Annotated in this window: 16 protein-coding genes and 1 other RNA gene; 8 read left to right on the top strand and 9 right to left on the bottom strand. The window is 71.1% G+C overall.

Annotated features, from left to right (window positions below; all coding sequences use genetic code 11):
* Window positions 1-209 precede the first annotated feature (209 nt).
* Window positions 210-1100 carry a GNAT family N-acetyltransferase gene (locus tag ACFU5O_RS01160; RefSeq protein ID WP_384234844.1) on the top strand — a complete coding sequence of 297 codons (891 nt, stop codon included), beginning with the start codon at window positions 210-212 and terminating at the stop codon, window positions 1098-1100.
* A 43-nt stretch (window positions 1101-1143) separates the two neighbouring features.
* Here ACFU5O_RS01160 and eda read toward each other — a convergent pair whose 3' ends face one another.
* Together eda and yaaA are read right to left on the bottom strand one after the other, a co-directional pair.
* A complete protein-coding gene (gene eda / locus ACFU5O_RS01155) occupies window positions 1144-1776 on the bottom strand; it encodes a bifunctional 4-hydroxy-2-oxoglutarate aldolase/2-dehydro-3-deoxy-phosphogluconate aldolase (RefSeq protein WP_384234842.1) in 633 nt (210 codons plus the stop codon).
* A 152-nt stretch (window positions 1777-1928) separates the two neighbouring features.
* A complete protein-coding gene (gene yaaA, locus ACFU5O_RS01150) occupies window positions 1929-2729 on the bottom strand; it encodes a peroxide stress protein YaaA (RefSeq protein ID WP_384234840.1) in 801 nt (266 codons plus the stop codon).
* Between the two features lie 240 nt (window positions 2730-2969).
* On the opposite strand from yaaA, the gene ACFU5O_RS01145 reads away from it, so the two are divergent.
* On the top strand, window positions 2970-4412 hold the full coding sequence (locus ACFU5O_RS01145) for an RNB domain-containing ribonuclease (protein WP_384234838.1): 1443 nt from the start codon (window positions 2970-2972) through the stop codon (window positions 4410-4412).
* Here ACFU5O_RS01145 and ACFU5O_RS01140 read toward each other — a convergent pair.
* Together ACFU5O_RS01140 and ACFU5O_RS01135 are read right to left on the bottom strand one after the other, a co-directional pair.
* A complete protein-coding gene (locus ACFU5O_RS01140; RefSeq protein WP_384234836.1) occupies window positions 4363-5187 on the bottom strand; it encodes a hypothetical protein in 825 nt (274 codons plus the stop codon). The two genes, ACFU5O_RS01145 and ACFU5O_RS01140, sit on opposite strands and share 50 nt — an antisense overlap.
* Window positions 5184-5969 (bottom strand): MerR family transcriptional regulator, encoded by a 786-nt coding sequence (locus tag ACFU5O_RS01135; RefSeq protein WP_384234833.1) that lies wholly within the window; start codon window positions 5967-5969, stop codon window positions 5184-5186. Before ACFU5O_RS01135 ends, ACFU5O_RS01140 begins: the two co-directional genes overlap by 4 nt.
* A 173-nt stretch (window positions 5970-6142) precedes the next feature.
* Between ACFU5O_RS01135 and ACFU5O_RS01130 the strand changes: the two genes are divergently transcribed.
* Together ACFU5O_RS01130 and rnpB are read left to right on the top strand one after the other, a co-directional pair.
* Window positions 6143-6721, top strand: coding sequence for a Uma2 family endonuclease (locus ACFU5O_RS01130; RefSeq protein WP_384234831.1), 579 nt, complete (start codon window positions 6143-6145; stop codon window positions 6719-6721).
* Window positions 6722-6771: 50 nt separating this feature from the next.
* Window positions 6772-7182: RNase P RNA component class A (gene rnpB, locus ACFU5O_RS01125), an RNA gene on the top strand.
* 235 nt (window positions 7183-7417) lie between these two features.
* Here rnpB and ACFU5O_RS01120 read toward each other — a convergent pair.
* From ACFU5O_RS01120 to ACFU5O_RS01110, 3 genes are all read right to left on the bottom strand, one after another.
* Window positions 7418-9241, bottom strand: a complete 1824-nt coding sequence (locus ACFU5O_RS01120; RefSeq protein ID WP_384236332.1) for a glycoside hydrolase family 15 protein — start codon at window positions 9239-9241, stop codon at window positions 7418-7420.
* Between the two features lie 365 nt (window positions 9242-9606).
* Window positions 9607-10071: a hypothetical protein gene (locus ACFU5O_RS01115; protein WP_384234829.1), complete on the bottom strand. Its 465-nt coding sequence runs from the start codon at window positions 10069-10071 to the stop codon at window positions 9607-9609.
* A 313-nt stretch (window positions 10072-10384) separates the two neighbouring features.
* Window positions 10385-10951 (bottom strand): nucleoside deaminase, encoded by a 567-nt coding sequence (locus ACFU5O_RS01110; protein ID WP_384234826.1) that lies wholly within the window; start codon window positions 10949-10951, stop codon window positions 10385-10387.
* A gap of 155 nt (window positions 10952-11106) precedes the next feature.
* Here ACFU5O_RS01110 and ACFU5O_RS01105 point away from each other — a divergent pair, with 155 nt between their 5' ends.
* The gene (locus ACFU5O_RS01105; RefSeq protein ID WP_384234824.1) at window positions 11107-12027 is read left to right on the top strand and encodes an antibiotic biosynthesis monooxygenase; all 921 of its coding nucleotides are present in this window, start codon (window positions 11107-11109) and stop codon (window positions 12025-12027) included.
* A gap of 432 nt (window positions 12028-12459) precedes the next feature.
* Window positions 12460-13839: an FAD-binding oxidoreductase gene (locus ACFU5O_RS01100; protein ID WP_384234822.1), complete on the top strand. Its 1380-nt coding sequence runs from the start codon at window positions 12460-12462 to the stop codon at window positions 13837-13839.
* Here the strand turns inward: ACFU5O_RS01100 and ACFU5O_RS01095 are convergent.
* Complete coding sequence (locus tag ACFU5O_RS01095; protein ID WP_384234819.1) at window positions 13787-14179, bottom strand: MazG-like family protein; 393 nt, start codon at window positions 14177-14179, stop codon at window positions 13787-13789. The genes ACFU5O_RS01100 and ACFU5O_RS01095 overlap by 53 nt on opposite strands.
* Window positions 14180-14212: 33 nt before the next feature.
* On the opposite strand from ACFU5O_RS01095, the gene ACFU5O_RS01090 reads away from it, so the two are divergent.
* On the top strand, window positions 14213-15223 hold the full coding sequence (locus ACFU5O_RS01090) for a hypothetical protein (RefSeq protein WP_384234817.1): 1011 nt from the start codon (window positions 14213-14215) through the stop codon (window positions 15221-15223).
* Window positions 15224-15332: 109 nt separating this feature from the next.
* On the top strand, window positions 15333-15656 hold the full coding sequence (locus tag ACFU5O_RS01085; RefSeq protein WP_384234815.1) for a nuclear transport factor 2 family protein: 324 nt from the start codon (window positions 15333-15335) through the stop codon (window positions 15654-15656).
* Between the two features lie 165 nt (window positions 15657-15821).
* On the opposite strand, the gene ACFU5O_RS01080 is transcribed toward ACFU5O_RS01085, so the two are convergent.
* Window positions 15822-16697 carry a PhzF family phenazine biosynthesis protein gene (locus ACFU5O_RS01080; protein WP_384234812.1) on the bottom strand — a complete coding sequence of 292 codons (876 nt, stop codon included), beginning with the start codon at window positions 16695-16697 and terminating at the stop codon, window positions 15822-15824.
* Window positions 16698-16808: the final 111 nt, after the last annotated feature.

Here is a 16808-nt window from a genome sequence, read left to right as displayed (position 1 = left end):
CGGCCCCCAACGCCAGCCAACAGGTCCGGGCCGACCCCGTATACCCAGCCCGTCCGGCGCTTGAGGACGGACACACCGGCCAACAACACAGCACAGGCCAACCCCGACAACCACACCCGCACCGCGCAGCGACCCGCACAGGCCAACACCGACAACCACACCCGGAAAACGCCCTGCGCCGCGTCCCCGTTTCGTAGCAAGATCGCCGCATGCCCTGGCACTTCACCCACGACGTCGAAGCCTTCCGCGCCGCCGCCGGCCCGTATCTCTCCGCCGACCCCGGCCGGAACACCGTTCTGCTGACCGTCAGCGAGATGGTGCGCCGCCACGGCCCGTTCGTGTACGGCAAGGGCGCGCCCGTGCTCTTCGGCTGGTGGCGAGCCGCCCCGGACGGGCCCGTCGGCGCCGCCTGTCTGCAGACGCCCCCGATGCCGCTCCAGCTGAGCGTGATGACCGATGACGCGGCCCGTGCCCTCGCCCGGGAGCTGCAGGCCGACGCCCTCCCGGACGCCCGCGGCTCGCGCGGCGCCACCGGCGTCACCGGCGCACGCGGCGCCACCGGCGTCACCGGCGAGAGCCCGAACGCGCGGGCGTTCGCCGAAGAGTGGGCGAGCGGCGGCTTCCGTGTCGCGCACGAGACCCGCCTCTTCCGGCTCGGGGAGCTGACCCCGCCCCGCCCGGGTCCCGACGGCCGGGCCCGCCTCGCGACGCCCGAGGAGATCCCCTTCGCCGCGGCCTGGCTGAGCGCCTTCCGGGTGGACATCGGGGAAGAGGCCGCGGACTGCACCGACGCCGCGACGACCCGTGTCCGCGACGGCAGGCTGCTGTTCTGGGAGACGGGCGGACGCCCCGCCGCCATGGCCGGGGTGTCACCGGTGGTCGCGGGGCAGGCCCGCGTCGCGCCCGTGTACACGCCGCCCGAGCTCCGCGGACGCGGCTACGCGGGCGCCGTCACGGTCGCCGCGACCCGCCTCGCACAGCGGTCGGGCGCCGACGAGGTGCTGCTCTTCACGGACCTGGCCAACCCCACGAGCAACGCGCTCTACCGGCGCCTCGGGTACCGCCCGGTGACGGATCACCTGGAGCTGGTCTTCACCTGAGCGTCACGCTCACGGGAACGTCACGCTCACCGGAACATCGCGCTCACCCGGAGCGCCGCGCTGACCCGAGCCCCGCCGCCTCGTGTGCGAGGGCCTCGACCCGAGCCCAGTCCCGGGCCGCGAGCACGTCCGCGGGAAGCATCCACGTACCGCCCACGCAGTCGACGTTCGGCAGGGAGAGGTACGCCGGGGCCGAAGTGAGCGAGATCCCTCCGGTCGGACAGAAGCGGGCCTGGGGGAGTGGTCCGGCAAGGGACTTGAGGTACGCGGTGCCGCCCGCCGCCTCCGCGGGGAAGAACTTCATCTCGTTCACCCCGCGCTCCAGCAGGGCGACCACCTCGGAGGCGGTCGAGACGCCCGGCAGGAACGGCAGGGCGGAGGAGCTCATGGCCTTCAGCAGCGCGTCGGTCCAGCCGGGGCTGACCAGATAGCACGCGCCCGCGGCCACCGCGTCCGCCACGCCCTTCGGCGAGATGACGGTGCCCGCGCCGACCACCGCCTCCGGCACCTCGTCCGCGACGGCGCGGATCGCGTCGAGCGCGGCCGACGTGCGCAGCGTGACCTCGATCGCGGGCAGGCCGCCTGCGGCGAGGGCCCGGGCCAGCGGTACGGCATCGGCGGCGTCGTCGATGACGGCGACAGGGATCACGGGGGCGAGATCGAGCACGGAGGCCATGGAGGCGCATCCTGCCGAAGCGCTTTCGCTCCGCGCAACGGGTGTTGCGTTCCGTGCAACGCTAAGCAGGCGGCCGGACGCGAACGGACTCCACGGGGAACGCCAACGCCAACGCCAACGCCAACACCAATGCCAACGCGAGCGCCGGCGCCTCAGTGGATCTCGGTCACCACCACGTCCAGCGACCACGTCTTCCCCGCCCTCGCCGGGGCCTCCGTCTCCACCGTGTACCCGAGGTCCCGCAGCGCCTCCACCAGCTCGACCGGCCCCTTCGGCGCCGCCCCGCCCTCCAGCAGGCTGCGTACGATGCGGCCCTTCGTCGCCTTGTTGAAGTGGGAGACGACGGAGCGCTTCTCGACCCCGTCGACCGTCTGCGAGTGGAGCACCCGCACGGTCGCCGTACGCCCCGCGACCTCACCCTTCGGGCGCCATGCCGCCGCGTAGGCGGAGGAGCGCAGGTCCAGGACGAGCCCGTCCCCGGCCGCCTCGGGCAGCACGGACGCCAGCGGCTCCCGCCAGTACGCGCCCAGCGCCCCGAGCCCCGGCAGCTTCACCCCCATCGAGCAGCGGTACGACGGGATCCGGTCGCCCACCCGGACCGCGCCCCACAGCCCGGAGAAGACCAGCAGCGACTGCCTCGCCCGCCTGCGCGCGGCCGCGTCGAGCGTGGCGAGGCCGAGGGCGTCGTACAGCACGCCCGTGTAGATCTCCCCGGCCGGACGCGCCCCGGCCGTTCGCAACTCCGCGTTCTTCGCGATCTCGCCGCGCAGACCCTCGCTCAGTCCGAGCACCTCCCGGGCCTTCTCCTCGTCCCCCGTGCACAGCTCGACCAGCTCGTCGAGCACCGCGGCCCGCGCCCCGTCCAGCCCGGGCAGCGACAGGGACTCCGGCTTGAGCGGCGCCCCACGGCCCGAAGCGGCCTTGCCCTCCGACGGCGGCAACAGCACAAGCACGGCGGTTCTCCTCTGTGTACGTACGGAAGGGGGTGCGGCCCCCGCGCCAGGGTAGTCGGGGTGGACCCGCCGCGACCGCGCCGCCGTCGGGACGGGACAGCGGGTCACAGCCCTCGCACCCCGGGTCCCCCGCACCCGCCCCGACCGCGCCGCCGCCGGGACGGGACAGCCGGGCCCCGCACCCCCGGGTCCCCCCACCTCCCGGTCGCCGCCCCGCACCCGCGGCCATACGCTCGGTCCATGCCCCGCCGCCGGATGCATGTGATCTGCGCAGCCGAGGACCCCCTGCGGGCCGCACTGCGTGCGCTGCGCAGGACGCTCCACGTGCCCGAGGGCTTCCCGGCCCGGGTTCTCGCGGAGGCGGAGAGCGCGGTGCGGGAGCCGCGGCTGCCTGACCGGGACGCCACGGACATCCCCTTCTTCACGATCGACCCGCCGGCGTCCACCGACCTCGACCAGGCGATGCATCTGGAGCGCAGGGTGGGCGGCGGCTTCCGCGTCCACTACGCGATCGCGGACGTCGCGGCGTTCGTGCTGCCGGGGGGCGCGCTCGACGCCGAGGCGCACCGGCGGGCGCTGACGCTCTACTTCCCGGACGGGAACGTGCCGCTCCACCCGATCTCACTGTCCGAGGACGCGGCCAGCCTGCTGCCGGGCCGGACGCGCCCGGCGCTGCTGTGGACCATCGACCTCGACGAGGACGGGGCGAGGGTGGCGACGGAGGTACGCCGCGCCCTTGTGCGCAGCCGCGCGAGGCTGAACTACGCGGACGCGCAGCGGCAGATCGATTCCGCCACCGCCGAGGAGCCGCTCGCGCTGCTCAAGGACATCGGGCTGCTCCGGGAGCGACTGGAGGCGGAGCGGGGCGGAATCTCCCTCGACGTTCCGGAGCAGGAGATCGTCGAGCGCGATCACAGGTACGCGCTCCAGTACCGCTCCCCGCTTCCCTCGGAGAGCTGGAACGCCCAGATCTCCCTGCTCACGGGCATGGCCGCGGCCGACCTCATGACCGCCTCCGGGACCGGTGTCCTGCGCACCCTGCCGACCGCGCCGGGCGGCGCCGTCGCCCGGCTGCGGCGCACGGCGAAGGCCCTGGGCATCGACTGGCCGCACCATGTCTCGTACGCCGATGTCGTCCGCTCGCTGGACCCGGCAGACCCTCACCATGCCGCCTTCCTGCAGGAATGCACGACGCTGCTGCGAGGCGCCGGCTACACGGCGTTCAAAGGCGGCCGTCTGCCCGACCCGGCGGTCCATGCCGCCGTCGCCCACGAGTACACGCACTGCACCGCCCCGCTGCGCCGCCTCGTCGACCGGTACGCGGGCGAGCTGTGCGTCGCCGCCGCAGCAGGTCAGGAGCCGCCCGCCTGGGTGCGGGAGGCCCTGGACGCGCTCCCGAAGGAGATGGCCGACGGCTCACGGCGCGCCAACGCCGTCGAGCGGGCATGTGTGGACACCGTCGAGGCGGCCGTGCTGACGGGGCGGGTCGGCGAGCTCTTCGACGCCTTCGTGGTCGACGTGAGGGAGCATGAACCGGACGTCGGCACGGTCCAGTTGCGGGAGCCGGCCGTGGTCGCGCCGGTCGAGGGGGGCGGGGCGGAGCTCCCGCTCGGGGAGGAACTGCGGGTACGGCTCACACGGGCGGACCCGGAGACGGCGCAAGTGCGTTTCGCGCCTGCGTGAGGGCCCGCAGGAAGGCGCGGGCGTCGTCGGCGTGGCAGCGCACGGTACGCACTTCGTACTCCCTGCCCAGCAGCCGCACAGCCGTGACGGGCTCGCACAGCTCCAGGGTGAGGGAGGTCTGCGAGCCGACGGCCATGTTCAGCACGCCTTCCTCCTTGGCGTGGGTGAACACCACGTCGTACCTGACCGATTCGATCCGCTCGAGCGGGATGCGCAGGTCGATGTGGGCGCCCTGGCGCAGTCGCAGCGTGTCACCGGACAGGGTGTGCGGGCGGGTGACAGACGCCGCGTGCAGGCCGATGACGAAGATGACCGTGTAGACGTCGAGGAAGAGGACGATCCCGTGCGCGATCGGCCAGTCCCCGAGCAGATACGACATCCCCACGGTCTCGACGACGCAGACGAACGCGAAGCCGTAGAGGAGTGCCGCCTGGTCGCGGGCGTGTCCGAAGGCCTGCTCGCCGGGCCCGACGCCGCTGCGGCGGCGCGCGGTCCACAGCACGATGCTCCACATCAGCTTCAGCTCGTGGCCGATGAGCCGCAGCACGGACTCGGGCACCAGCTCGCGTACAGCCGACCGGTTGCTGTGGCCCTGCCGGCGCAGCCGTACGAACACGGCGGCCTCGGCGAGGAGCAGGAGCAGCATGGCCGCCTCGGTGGCGGTGACGGCGGCAGCGGGTGGCCGTACGCCCGCCAGCAGACAGACCACGAGCGCCAGTTCGGCCGGTATCACGGTGTAGGCGACGCCTCTGAGGGCCTTGATCAGTCGCTTCACCGGGCACGCTCGGCGACGATGCGCAGCGCGCGGCGTACGGCGGCGGCTTGGGCGGGGGAGAAGTCGGCGAAGAAGGCGTCCTGGAAGGGGCCTTCGGGCAGCGTCCCGTCGGCGCCGAGTCCCTCCGCGACCGCGTCGGGAACGGAGTCGGCCAGTGCCCGCGCCGCTTCCTCGACCCTCGGGTCGTCCGTGCCGGTGTCCTCGTCCGCGAGCGCGTCGAGCAGCTCGTACACCTCGTAGGCGCGCTCCACGGCGCCCGGCGCCTCGGCCATCCGCTGCATCGCTTCGAGCAGCCGCTCGCGCTCGGCGTCGGGCGCGACCGTGTCCAGCAAGGCGAGCAGTTCCCGGTCCTTCGCCGCCATGGCGGACTCGGGACGCCCGGCGGGCGCCTCGGCCAGATTCCCGAACAGCGCCGCCAGCTCCGGCGATACGGGCCCCTCGGCCGTCAGCCGCCCGGCCCGCGCCTGTTCCAGCAGTGCCCCGAGTCGCCGGCGCCGCTCGGCGAGCTGCCCCTGCTGCCGGCCCAGATCCTCGTCCAGCTCCTCCAGGACCTGGACGAGCTCCCTTCCGGCGTCGTCCGCGAGCACGTCCCGGACCTCGTCGAGTCCGAGCCCCAGCTCGGTGAGCCGCCGGATCCGCGCGAGCAGCACGGCGTCCCGCACCGAGTAGTCCCGGTAGCCGTTGGCCCGCCGGGTGGGCTCGGGCAGCAGGCCCTGATGGTGGTAGTGCCGCACGGCCCGCGGGGTGACCCCGACGAGTGCGGCGATCTCTCCGATCCGCATGGCCTCAGTAGAAACCCTGACGCTGCGGCAAGGTCAAGCGAGACCGCCGCCTCGGCGGCGAATGCCTCCGGGCCTGGTGACCGTGTGCCACGATCGAGGGAAACAGTCCCCACTCCAGGACGGCCGGTGCAGCGATGTCCCAGTCTGGCGAGCGACCGAGGAAGGAGCGCGACATGAGTGCCATGCCGCATGAACCGCTCACGCAGGCGGACGTCCTGCTGGAGGGCTTCCTGGCGCTGGACACGCCGGAGGGCTTCCGCGCGGAGCTGATCGAGGGGGAGATCGTCGTGACACCGCCGCCGGACGGGGACCACGAGGACTACATCAACCTGATCGTGAAGCAAGTGATCAGGCGTTCACGCACCGACATGGATTTCTCCGCGAACAAGGGCCTCAAGCTGAGGGGGGCGCCCGACAGCTCGAGGGACCATGTCATCCCCGACGGCACCTTCGTGCCCACCGAGCTGCGACTGTTCCGCGGCGCCGACTCGTGGATGTCCGCTGACGGCGTGGCCATGGTCATGGAGGTGACCTCCACCCGGCCGAACTCGGACCGCGAGACCAAGCGCCGCTGCTACGCACGGGCCGCCATCCCCCTGTATCTGCTGATCGACCGGGGTACGTCAGCGCTCACCCTCTTCAGCGAACCCGAGGACGGCGACTACCTCCAGCGGCGCACCATCCACTTCGGCAAGGTCCTGCCCCTGCCCGAGCCGTTCGCGTTCGAGCTGGACACCGCCGCCTTCGTCTGAGGCGCGCGCTCGGGGTCCGCACCGCCGGGTACCATGGTCCGCACGGCAGACGAGCCGGGCGGACGGCCGCGTCGGGATCTTCGGGTCCCGCCGAGGAACGTCCGGGCTCCACAGGGCAAGGTGGTGGGTAACGCCCACCCGGGGTGACCCGCGGGACAGTGCCACAGAGAACAGACCGCCGGGGACCTCGGTCCCCGGTAAGGGTGAAACGGTGGTGTAAGAGACCACCAGCGCCTGAGGTGACTCAGGCGGCTCGGTAAACCCCACCTGGAGCAAGGTCAAGAGGGGCCGTCCCCCGGAAGGGACGACGGCCCTGCGCGGACGATCGAGGGCTGCCCGCCCGAGTCCGCGGGTAGACCGCACGAGGCCGGTGGCAACACCGGTCCCAGATGGATGGCCGTCTCCCCGGTGACCGCGAGGACACCGGGTGACAGAACCCGGCGTACAGCCCGACTCGTCTGCCGCTGCCTGCGGCTTTCGCCACCCGCCTGGACGGCGTCCCTGGCGATCTACGCCGGTCAGGGGCCGGGAGCGGTGCCCCGGTGCACTGCCCGGCCCGTCCGCCTCATCAGCCTCCGGCCCGGGGCGCTGCCCCGGTGCCTGACCCCCGGGGGTCCCGGGAGCTCAGGAGGCCGCAGTCATCCGTTCCCACTGCACGTCCGGGCCGGCCGGACGTGGAGGGCTCCCGGAAGGCCGTCACCCCAGAGCCCGGTCCAGATTGAAGGCCGCGCTGATCAGTGCCAGGTGCGTGAACGCCTGCGGGAAGTTCCCGGCCTGTTCGCCCGTGCGGCCGATCTCCTCGGCGTACAGGCCGAGGTGGTTGGCGTAGGTGAGCATCTTCTCGAAGGCCAGCCGGGCCTCGTCCGGGCGTCCGGCGCGGGAGAGCGCCTCCACGTACCAGAAGGAACAGATCGAGAACGTGCCCTCCTCGCCCCGCAGCCCGTCGGGGCTGGCCTGCGGGTCGTAGCGGTAGACCAGGGAGTCGGAGACCAGCTCCTCGCCCAGCGTGTCCAGGGTGGCGAGCCACTTCGGGTCGGTCGGGGAGATGAACTTGGCCAGCGGCATCATGAGGACGGCGGCGTCGAGGACGTCGCCGTCCTCGTGCTGGACGAAGGCATTGCGCTCGGGCGACCAGCCGCGCCGCATGATCTGCCGGTAGATCCGGTCGCGCGTCTGGCCCCAGTGCACCATGTCGGCCGGCAGTCCCCGGTGCTGGGCGATGCGCATGGCTCGTTCGATCGCCACCCAGCACATCAGCCGCGAGTAGAGGAAGTTCTTGCGGCCGCCACGGGTCTCCCAGACGCCCTCGTCGGGCTGGTTCCAGTTCTCGCACACCCAGTCGACCACATCGGTAACCGTGTCCCAGTGCGCGCTGGAGATGGGCTCGCCCCACTTGTCGTAGAGGTAGATCGAGTCGATGAGGGCGCCGTAGATGTCCAGCTGGAGCTGGTCGACCGCGCTGTTGCCGACGCGTACAGGGGCCGAGCCCAGATGGCCCTCGAGGTGGGGCAGTTCACGTTCGGGCAGCTCGCGGCGGCCGTCGATGCCGTACATGATCTGCAACGGTGGCCCGGCCGTGCTCGGTTGGCAGTGCTCGATCAGGAACTGCATGAAGGCCTGGGCCTCGTCGGTGAAGCCCAGCCGCAGCAGTGCGTAGACGCAGAAGGCCGCGTCACGGATCCAGACGTACCGGTAGTCCCAGTTGCGCTCGCCGCCGATCTGCTCGGGCAGACTTGTCGTCGGCGCGGCCACGATGGCGCCCGTCGGTGCGTACGTGAGCAACTTGAGCGTCAGCGCGGAGCGGTGCACCATCTCGCGCCAGCGTCCTCGGTACCGCGACTTGGACAGCCACCGCCGCCAGTAGCACACCGTGGCCCCGAACAGCTCCTCCGCCTCGGCGACGGGACAGGCCCGTGGTGCCACGGGACCGCCGATCCGGTCGAGTGCGAAGACGGCGGTCTCGCCCTCGTGCAGCTTGAACAGTGACCACACGTCCCGGCCGTCGTTCTCGACCGGCACGCTGGACGTGAGCGCGAGGGTGAGGTCGGGCGACTCGAAGACCGGGTAGCCGTTCTCGGTGCGTACGGTGTGCGGCTGGGAGCCGTAGTCGAAGCGGGGAGCGATGCAGACGCGGAACGGCAGCGACCCGCGGACGCAGACCACCCGGCGGATCAGCCGGTGCCGGTCGGCCTCGCGCGAGTCGTCGGTGATCGGCATGAAGTCCTGGACCTCGCCGACTCCGTCGTCCGCGAAGAAGCGGGTGATGAGCACATTGGTGTCGGGGAAGTAGAACTGCTTCGTCCGCGTCGGTACGTCCGGGGCGAGCTCGAAGAAGCCGCCCTTCTCGGCGTCGAGGATCGAGGCGAAGATGCTCGGCGCGTCGAACCGGCCGCAGCAGTACCAGTCGATCGTGCCGTTCGTCCCGACCAGCGCGGCACTGCGCAGGTCCCCGATCAGCCCGTGCTCGGAGACCGGCAGATACCGGGGAGTGCCGGCCCCGCCCCCGGGGCCGTGGGCCACACCGGGGAGTCTTGTGGGGATAGGGGCCTGAGCAGTCACGGGTCCTCCCTGCGTCTGGCCGCATATACGGTTGTATCCGGTCAAATCATAGTAGGCCGGTTGATCTGGGGCGGCCTGTGCCGGACCGATCGGTGCCCGGGCTGTCGGTGCGGGGCTGGTCGGCGCAGGTCGGTACCCGTCGGTGAGGGCCGGTCGGTGCAGGTCGGCGCAGGTCGGTGCCCGTCGGTGGGGCCGGTCGGTGCCCGGCCGGGTTCCTGGCCGTCCGCCCCTCGTCGCCGTCCTCCGGCGGGGGCGGACCCGGAAAGGGTGCGGCGGCGTCGCCCTCGTACGGGGTGACGCCGCCCCGGACCGACCGGCCCCCGCCGTCAGAAGACGAACGGGCCGGGGTTCTGCGGTGACGTCGCGTTGCAGGTCACCGTGATGCCGAAGACCACGACCGTGAGGGACTTCGCCTCGAGGCTGTCGCCTGCCGCGACCGTGCCGTTCAGCGGTCCGCTGGTGACCGCGCCGCCGGCGGGTATCGCCGGGTTCGCGTTGCCGGTGAACGTCGCCGTGTCGGAACCGTTCCTGGTCAGGGCGAGAGTGGAGCTGACGGAGTTCTCGGAGATGGGGAAGGGGGAGGTGATGGCCGAAGTGGACACGCTGATCGTCGCGGCCGTGCCGTCCTGGGTGGCCGTGAGCGTTGCCTCGCCCGAGCCGAACGAACCGCAGTCGAACGACAACGTTGCCGTCGTCGGCTCCACCGCGCTCGCCACGGGGGCCGCGGCGAGCGTGCCCGCGGCCAGGGCGCCTAAGAGGACGGTGCCGATGGTGAGCCTGCCGTGCTTCATGGGGTCCCGCCTTCGTGTGTGGGGGTCACGGGATGGCGTCGCCGACTGCCTCCGCCTGCTCATGGCGCTCCCGGGGTGGCGGAGCTCAGGACCGGTGTCCGCGCCCGTTCCGGCGCGGACCCGATGGGGCCGATGGGCAGTCGGTGACGGTTGTCATTGGGGCAGGAACCCCCTGAGAAAGCAAGGCCTCTCACATCAACTCGGATGCGCGGTGGCGAGATCCGGCCTTCGTCGGCGGAGAGGCGATCCCGCACAGGGGTGCGGGCGGTCGTTTGACGACCGCCCGCCCGAAGCCGAGGAATGTGACACCACGTCAGTACGGGTGGTTGTCCGCCTTGTTCGTCCATGCCGCATAGGACATGGCCCCCAGCTCGGGGTGGAGCTGCTCGAGCGTGATGCTCCGCTCCTCCGGAGGCCTGGCGAAGTCCTCGTACTGGAAGGCGTCGTCGAAGCCGATCTCCTGAGTCGCCTTCCAGTCGCAGCTGTAGTACACGGTGTCTATCCGGGCCCAGTAGATGGCGCTCATGCACATCGGGCAGGGGGCGCCACTGGTGTAGAGCGCACATCCCATCAGCATGCGAGCGCGCTCGGGCACGACGTCGGGGGAGCCCTCGGGCTTCGGTATCAGCTCCAAGGTGGACTCGTTCTGGTTCTCCTCGGCCACGCTGGGCGCGTGGGGGTTCAGGATCTGAACTGCCTTGTGGATGGCCTCCACTTCACCGTGCGCGGTCGGGTCGGCCGTGAGGAGCACGCGGTTCTGTCCGCGGGCGATGATCTCGCCGTCATGGGTGATCACCGAGCCGAACGGTCCGCCCCAGCCCTTCTCCACGGACTCGGTGGCCAGCCGTACCGCCTCGGCCATGAACTCCTTGTGTCCCATCTCAGAATCCTCCGCTCCGCAGACGCTCGCCGAACTCCGCAGACGCTCGCCGATCGACTCCAGTTCACCCCAATTGTCCGATAGGTTATATTAGTTCTAGACTACTCCGTATGAGTACTCGTGCAAGCCGGGGGACCGGCGACAGTGCCACGGTCGTGACCTCCCAGAAGGTCCGGGTGGGCCGGGATGACGACTACAAGCGCTGGCAGGAGAAAACCGATCAGGTCGTGCGCGGATTCGAGGGGTTCCAGGGTACGGAGCTCTATCCGCCGGCCTCCGGTGAGGAGAACGAGTGGGTCGTCGTATTCCGTTTCTCCGGCGTCGAGCAGCTGACCGCGTGGCTGCATTCGAATGAGCGTCAACAACTCCTCGACGAAGGCCGCTCATTGTTCGACGGAACCCCGACGCAAGAGGTGCTCACCGGTGGGACGCCGACGCACGATGTCGTCACGGCGGTCATCTCGCACGATGTGCTGCCAGGGCGGGAGCGGGACTTCATGCGCTGGCAGGACAAGATCACGAAAGAGCAGGAGAAGCATCCCGGTTTCATGGGGTCGGAGATGTTCAAGCCGGTGGAGGGGGTTCAGGACCGATGGGTGGTGGCCTTCCGCTTCGACTCGCACGAACACCTCGACGGGTGGCTCGACTCCGAGGCCCGCGAGAGGCTTCTGGAGGAGGGACGGGACTACTTCCGCTCGTACGACGTGCGCAAGATCGGTTCGGCGTTCGGCGGCTGGTTCCGCTTCGGTGAGGGCGCGGACGAAGGCATACCGCCCAACTGGAAACAGGCCATGTCGGTGATACTGGCCCTGTATCCCACGGTGATGATCCTCAACCTGACGGTCGGCGACTGGTTCACCGGCATGGGGATGCCCGGATATGTGGCGCTGTTCTTCGGCAATGTTCTGAGTGTCTGCATTCTGACCTGGCTTCTGATGCCCTTGGTCAACCGAGTACTCGCCTGGTGGCTGCTGCCGAGCCGAGCGCAGTCCGTACGGGTGCATATGGCGGGCGCTGCGATTGTGGCGGCGTGCTACCTGGTGTTGCTCGTCATCTTCGGCCTGACCACGAGTTAGGCCGCCTGACCATGAGTTGGGCCGTCAGTCGAAACGAATCAGCGGCTTGATTATTACGTCCTCTTTCGTCTCCATCATGCGGAATGCCCGCTCGATCTCGTCGAAGCCGAACTCGTGTGTGGTCATCGACGTGGGGTCCACCTTGCCGTGCTCCATCAGCCGGAGAATCCGCCGCAGTCACCGCATGTCCGTCGCGTAAAGCGCCTGGTGGTCGCGGTATCTCGACGACGCCGACCTCTCCGACTCGCTTGAGGACGAAGGCTCTCATGGTGTCGTTCGCCGTTCTCCCGGGCGGCCGTCTCCAGGCCGCGAGCTTCCGAAGGGGCCGGTAAACTGGCGACGTCTGCGCCTGCAATCCGCGGTATTCACACACAGGACCTTCAGCTTCAGCTTCATCCGCAGCGGCGGCTTGCGCAATTCCTGGAGTCCGAGATGAGCGAACAGGGGCAGGCCCGAGCAATCGAGGGGACGCTCGTCCAGCGGGGCGACGCCGACTACGAAGCGGTCCGGGCGAGCATGGTGTGGAACGGGCTCAAACCCGAGCGCTGCCCGGAGGTGATCGTCCGGGCAGCCTCCGAGCGGGACGTTCCCGCAGCCGTCGCTCTGGCCCGCTCCCGCGGTCTGCGGATCGCCGTACGGGCGCGTGGGCACAGCTGGTGCGGTTCCTCCCTTCGCTCCGACGGCATGCTCATCGACCTCGCCCGGCTCCGGCGGTTCGACATCGACGTGACGTCCGCGACGGCGACCGTGCGGCCGGCCGTCACCGGCGGTGAGCTCGGACGGGAACTCGCCGCGCGCGGCTTCTCCTTTCCCACCGGGCACTGTGGGTCGGTCGCCTTCGGCGGCTATCTCCTGGGCGGCGGTCTCGGATGGAACTCCGGTGCCCTGGGACCGGCCTGCCGGAGCGTCGACGGGATCGAAGCAGTGACGGCGGACGGCGAGGTCGTCCGGTGCAACGAGGACGAGAATCCGGATCTGTTCTGGGCGGCCCGTGGGGCGGGGCCGGGCTTCTTCGCCGTCGTCACCGGCTTCCGTCTGCGTCTGCACCCGGCTCCCGGGGCGATCATGTCGACCACGTATGCCTTTCCCCTCGCGGACGTCGAAGTGGTGTCGAGCTGGACCGGCGAGACCGCGCGCAAACTGCCGCCGACGGTGGAACTGACTCATGTACTCACCACCGCCGCCCCGTACATGACGGAGGAGAGCCCGCGACCGAAGGTGATCGTCGTCGCCGCCACCGCCTTCGCGGAATCGGCAGAGCAGGCCGTCCAGGCCCTCCGGCCGCTGCGGGACTGCCCCTTCGCCGACCGGGCCCTCTTCCGGCAGACGGACGAACCGACGACGTTCGACGCCCTCCACAAGGCCTCCGACGTACTCTGGCCCGCACGGACCCGCTGCGTGGCCGACACCCTCTGGTCGGACGCGGACTTCGGGACGCTGCTGTCCAGGCTGAGCCGCTCGGTCGAGAACGCTCCCTCCGACAGATCCCTGGTCCTGGCCCCCGTGGCACCGGCGTCGAACAACCCGGACCTGCTGTCCGGCATGGCGTTCTCGGCGCTCGGCCGGAGCTATGTCGTTCCCTACGCCATCTGGGACGACCCTGCGGAGGACGACGCCAACATCCACTGGCTGCGCCAGGCGATGAGCTCCGTGGAGCCGCTCGGGACGGGGCACTACATCGCCGAGGCCGACCTCACCGCCGATCCGGACCGCGCGCGGCGGTCGTTCACGACGAGCGACTGGCAGCGGCTGGAGGCACTCAGGGCGAGGTACGACCCTGACGGGGTGTTCCACTCGTATCTGACGCCCTGAGTTCGTTCGCAGGGGCCGGAACGCCTTCCGGCCCCGACGCCCGCGCCGCCAGACCGCGCAGATGGTTCTCGAACACCAGCGGAGCCCCCGGGTTCAGCGTGCGCAGCGCCACCATCGCCGTGACGATCACGTCGCACAGCTCGGACTCCACGTCCTGCCAGGTGTGCGTGACGCCCTTGCGCGGGTTCTGTCCCGTGGCGCCGATGACCGCCTGCGCGACCTCGCCGACCTCCTCGGAAAGCTTCAGCACCCGCAGCAGGGTCTCCTGCTCGGGCGCGCGGTCGGCCGCCGCGTCCAGCCAGGCGTGGAGGCGCTCGACGGTGTTCCAGATCTCGGTCATCCGGGGAGCGTGCCACGCCGGTAGGGTGCGCCAATGATATTCGGACGAAAGCCGTTCCTGGACGCCGTGGTCGACTTCGAGAACGCCGTACGGGCACGGGACGCGGAGGGCTCTGAGCGGGCGTTCGCACAGCTCCACGAGAGGTACGGCAGCGCCGGCGAGGCGGAGTTCCGGGAGGCGGGACCACGGCTGTCGGCGCTGCTCGCGGAAGTACCGCACGGACCGCGGGCGGTCACCGCGGTGATCACCGGGGCATGTGTCGAGCGGGGTGCGGACGCAGTGGCCTGCGCCCCCGGAGTCCTCGCCGGAGCGCGTGAGGCGTTCGCGGCGGCGGAGGAGTTCTGCAGGCGCTGGGCGGAGACCGGGGGAGGGGAGCTGCCCGAATCCGAGGACGAGCTGACCGACGAGCTCGTGGAGCGGACCGGGCTCGAGCCCGCGATCGGCTGGTTCACGCTGCCGCAGTGGGAGATGGCGGGCCTCGCGATGCTCAACGCGAAGGCGGTCCGTGAGAGCTTCAAGGGCAGGGACGAACTGCTCGCGCTCGTCGACCGGGTGGCCGAGGAGTCCGGCCACGAGTTCAAGTGCCTGGCGTACGCGCTGCGCGTCCTGGACGACGAGCCGTTCGTCGTCCTGCACCGTGGGACGGGCACCGGGTACGCGATGCGCGCGAGTGGTATCGGCGACAACTTCCAGCTGCACACGCTGCTTGCCGGTGCCCTCATCGGTGGCCGTCATGTGCCCGGCGACGCGCCCTCGGCGCAGGAGATCGCCGTGTGCCGGGACACCGAGGGGCAGGTGCCGACGACCGGCGCCTTCAACCTGGTGGGCGCGGACGGCGAGTGGATCTGGAACGAGGGCACCCCTGCGGACGTCGCCGTCGTCGACGGTGTCCGGCTGCTCGTCCTCGATCCGCCGCCGTACCGGCGCGGCTGGCCGGCCGGGCGTTTCTTCCCCGGGATGTACGGGGACCTCGTGCTCGAGCGGGTGCTCGGCGAGGAGGAGACGGCCGCCTGGTTCGCGAAGGTGGCGCCCGCCAAGGGGTGACGCGCCACGGGCGGGTCAAGGTCCGCGGAGCCGGGCGTTCCCGGGTGTACGGGTGGAGCAGGTGGCGGCGCATCCGCACCCTTCCCCGTATCCGCACACAGGAGCGACCATGACCATCCCCGTGGACCGGCTCAGCGAGCCGGCCGTACGCGCCTTCGTCGAAGCGCTCAACTCCGGCGACCGTGACGCCTTCATGGCGGTGCTGAGACCGGGCGCGACGATGTCCGACGAAGGCTCGGACCGGGATCTCGCCGACTGGACCGACAAGGAGATCTTCTCCTCGCGCGGACACATGGAGGTCGAGTCGGAGTCGGACGAGGGCCGCTCGCTCGTCGCCCGGTACCGCAACGAGACCTGGGGCGAGATGCGTACGACGTGGCGGTTCACCGTGGAGAACGGGAAGATCGCGCGCTTCGAAACCCGCCAGGCGTAGTCCGGCCGGGCGTGGTCCGGGGGACGCAGTCCCGACTCGCGTGGTCCGGCCAGGCGGGCCCACCCGGGCGCAGGCCGCCGGACGCGGTTCTGCCGGGCCGGGCGGCCGTCGTCCGGCCCGGCCCAACCGGCGGCCGTGCCCGGCACCTTGCGCGCCGTTCGCACATCAGCCGATACGGGCTCCGGCCCCGCCGACGCGGACGCGCGCGTCACCCGTGCGCAGGGTCACCGTGAGGCGGCCGGGGCGGCCGAGGTCCTCGCCCTGGTGGAGGGTGAGGACGGTGTCGTCGGGGACCACGCCCAGCTCGCGTGCGTACGCGCCGAACGCGGCGGCTGCGGCGCCGGTCGCCGGGTCCTCGACCACACCGCCGACGGGGAACGGGTCACGGACGTGGAACACCGTCGCGGACTCCCGCCACACCAGCTGCACCGTGGTCAGATCGAGGCGACGCATCAGGGCTTCGAGACGAGCGAAGTCGTAGGCGAGATCGGCGAGACGGGCACGGGTCGCCGCCGCGACGACAAGATGGCGGGCGCCTGCGAACGCGATACGGGGCGGCAGGGCGGGCTCGAGGTCCGAGGCCGGCCAGTCGAGCGCGGCGAGTGCCTCGGCGAGATCGTCCTCGGCGATGTCCTCGATGTGGGGCTCGACGCTGGTGAGCGTGGCCCGGAGCACGCCGTCCTCCTCGGCCACCGACACGGGAACCGTCCCGGCCCGCGTCGCGAATACCAGCTCACCCGGCCCGATGCGCTCGGCGAGCGCGATCGCGGTGGCGACGGTGGCATGCCCGCAGAACGGAACCTCGGCCTTGGGGCTGAAGTAACGGATGCTGTAGGCCCGTCCTTCCTCCCCGCCGAGCCCCTCCGGCGGCGCGGTCAGGAACGCGGACTCCGAGTACCCCAGTTCGGCGGCGATCGCCAGCATGTCGCCGTCGTCCAGCCCGGCGGCGTCCAGCACGACCCCGGCGGGATTGCCGCCGTCGGGATCGCTGGAGAAGGCCGTGTAGCGAAGCACCCCGGACTGTCCGTCGTTCGTCGTCATGATCCGCTCAACGCCGGGCCGGCCCGCGCTGTTCCCCCGCCCGGCGCCGCGGCGCTCCCGTGCGCGGCGGCAGCCGCGTGACCCGGCGCTTCCCGGCCTGCCTCGCGCCCC

Origin of the sequence: Streptomyces sp. NPDC057445 (genome assembly GCF_042802855.1) — a bacterium.
Taxonomy (GTDB): Bacteria; Actinomycetota; Actinomycetes; order Streptomycetales; family Streptomycetaceae; genus Streptomyces.
This window is presented reverse-complemented; position numbering and strand designations above follow the sequence as displayed.

Bases quoted from the DNA above. Each gene is read 5' to 3' on its own strand.
- ACFU5O_RS01160 (WP_384234844.1), top strand. From the start codon at position 210: ATGCCCTGGCACTTCACCCACGACGTCGAAGCCTTCCGCGCCGCCGCC.
- eda (WP_384234842.1), bottom strand. From the start codon at position 1,776: ATGGCCTCCGTGCTCGATCTCGCCCCCGTGATCCCTGTCGCCGTCATC.
- ACFU5O_RS01145 (WP_384234838.1), top strand. From the start codon at position 2,970: ATGCCCCGCCGCCGGATGCATGTGATCTGCGCAGCCGAGGACCCCCTG.
- ACFU5O_RS01135 (WP_384234833.1), bottom strand. From the start codon at position 5,969: ATGCGGATCGGAGAGATCGCCGCACTCGTCGGGGTCACCCCGCGGGCC.
- ACFU5O_RS01130 (WP_384234831.1), top strand. From the start codon at position 6,143: ATGAGTGCCATGCCGCATGAACCGCTCACGCAGGCGGACGTCCTGCTG.
- ACFU5O_RS01115 (WP_384234829.1), bottom strand. From the start codon at position 10,071: ATGAAGCACGGCAGGCTCACCATCGGCACCGTCCTCTTAGGCGCCCTG.
- ACFU5O_RS01110 (WP_384234826.1), bottom strand. From the start codon at position 10,951: ATGGGACACAAGGAGTTCATGGCCGAGGCGGTACGGCTGGCCACCGAG.
- ACFU5O_RS01100 (WP_384234822.1), top strand. From the start codon at position 12,460: ATGAGCGAACAGGGGCAGGCCCGAGCAATCGAGGGGACGCTCGTCCAG.
- ACFU5O_RS01095 (WP_384234819.1), bottom strand. From the start codon at position 14,179: ATGACCGAGATCTGGAACACCGTCGAGCGCCTCCACGCCTGGCTGGAC.
- ACFU5O_RS01090 (WP_384234817.1), top strand. From the start codon at position 14,213: ATGATATTCGGACGAAAGCCGTTCCTGGACGCCGTGGTCGACTTCGAG.
- ACFU5O_RS01085 (WP_384234815.1), top strand. From the start codon at position 15,333: ATGACCATCCCCGTGGACCGGCTCAGCGAGCCGGCCGTACGCGCCTTC.
- ACFU5O_RS01080 (WP_384234812.1), bottom strand. From the start codon at position 16,697: ATGACGACGAACGACGGACAGTCCGGGGTGCTTCGCTACACGGCCTTC.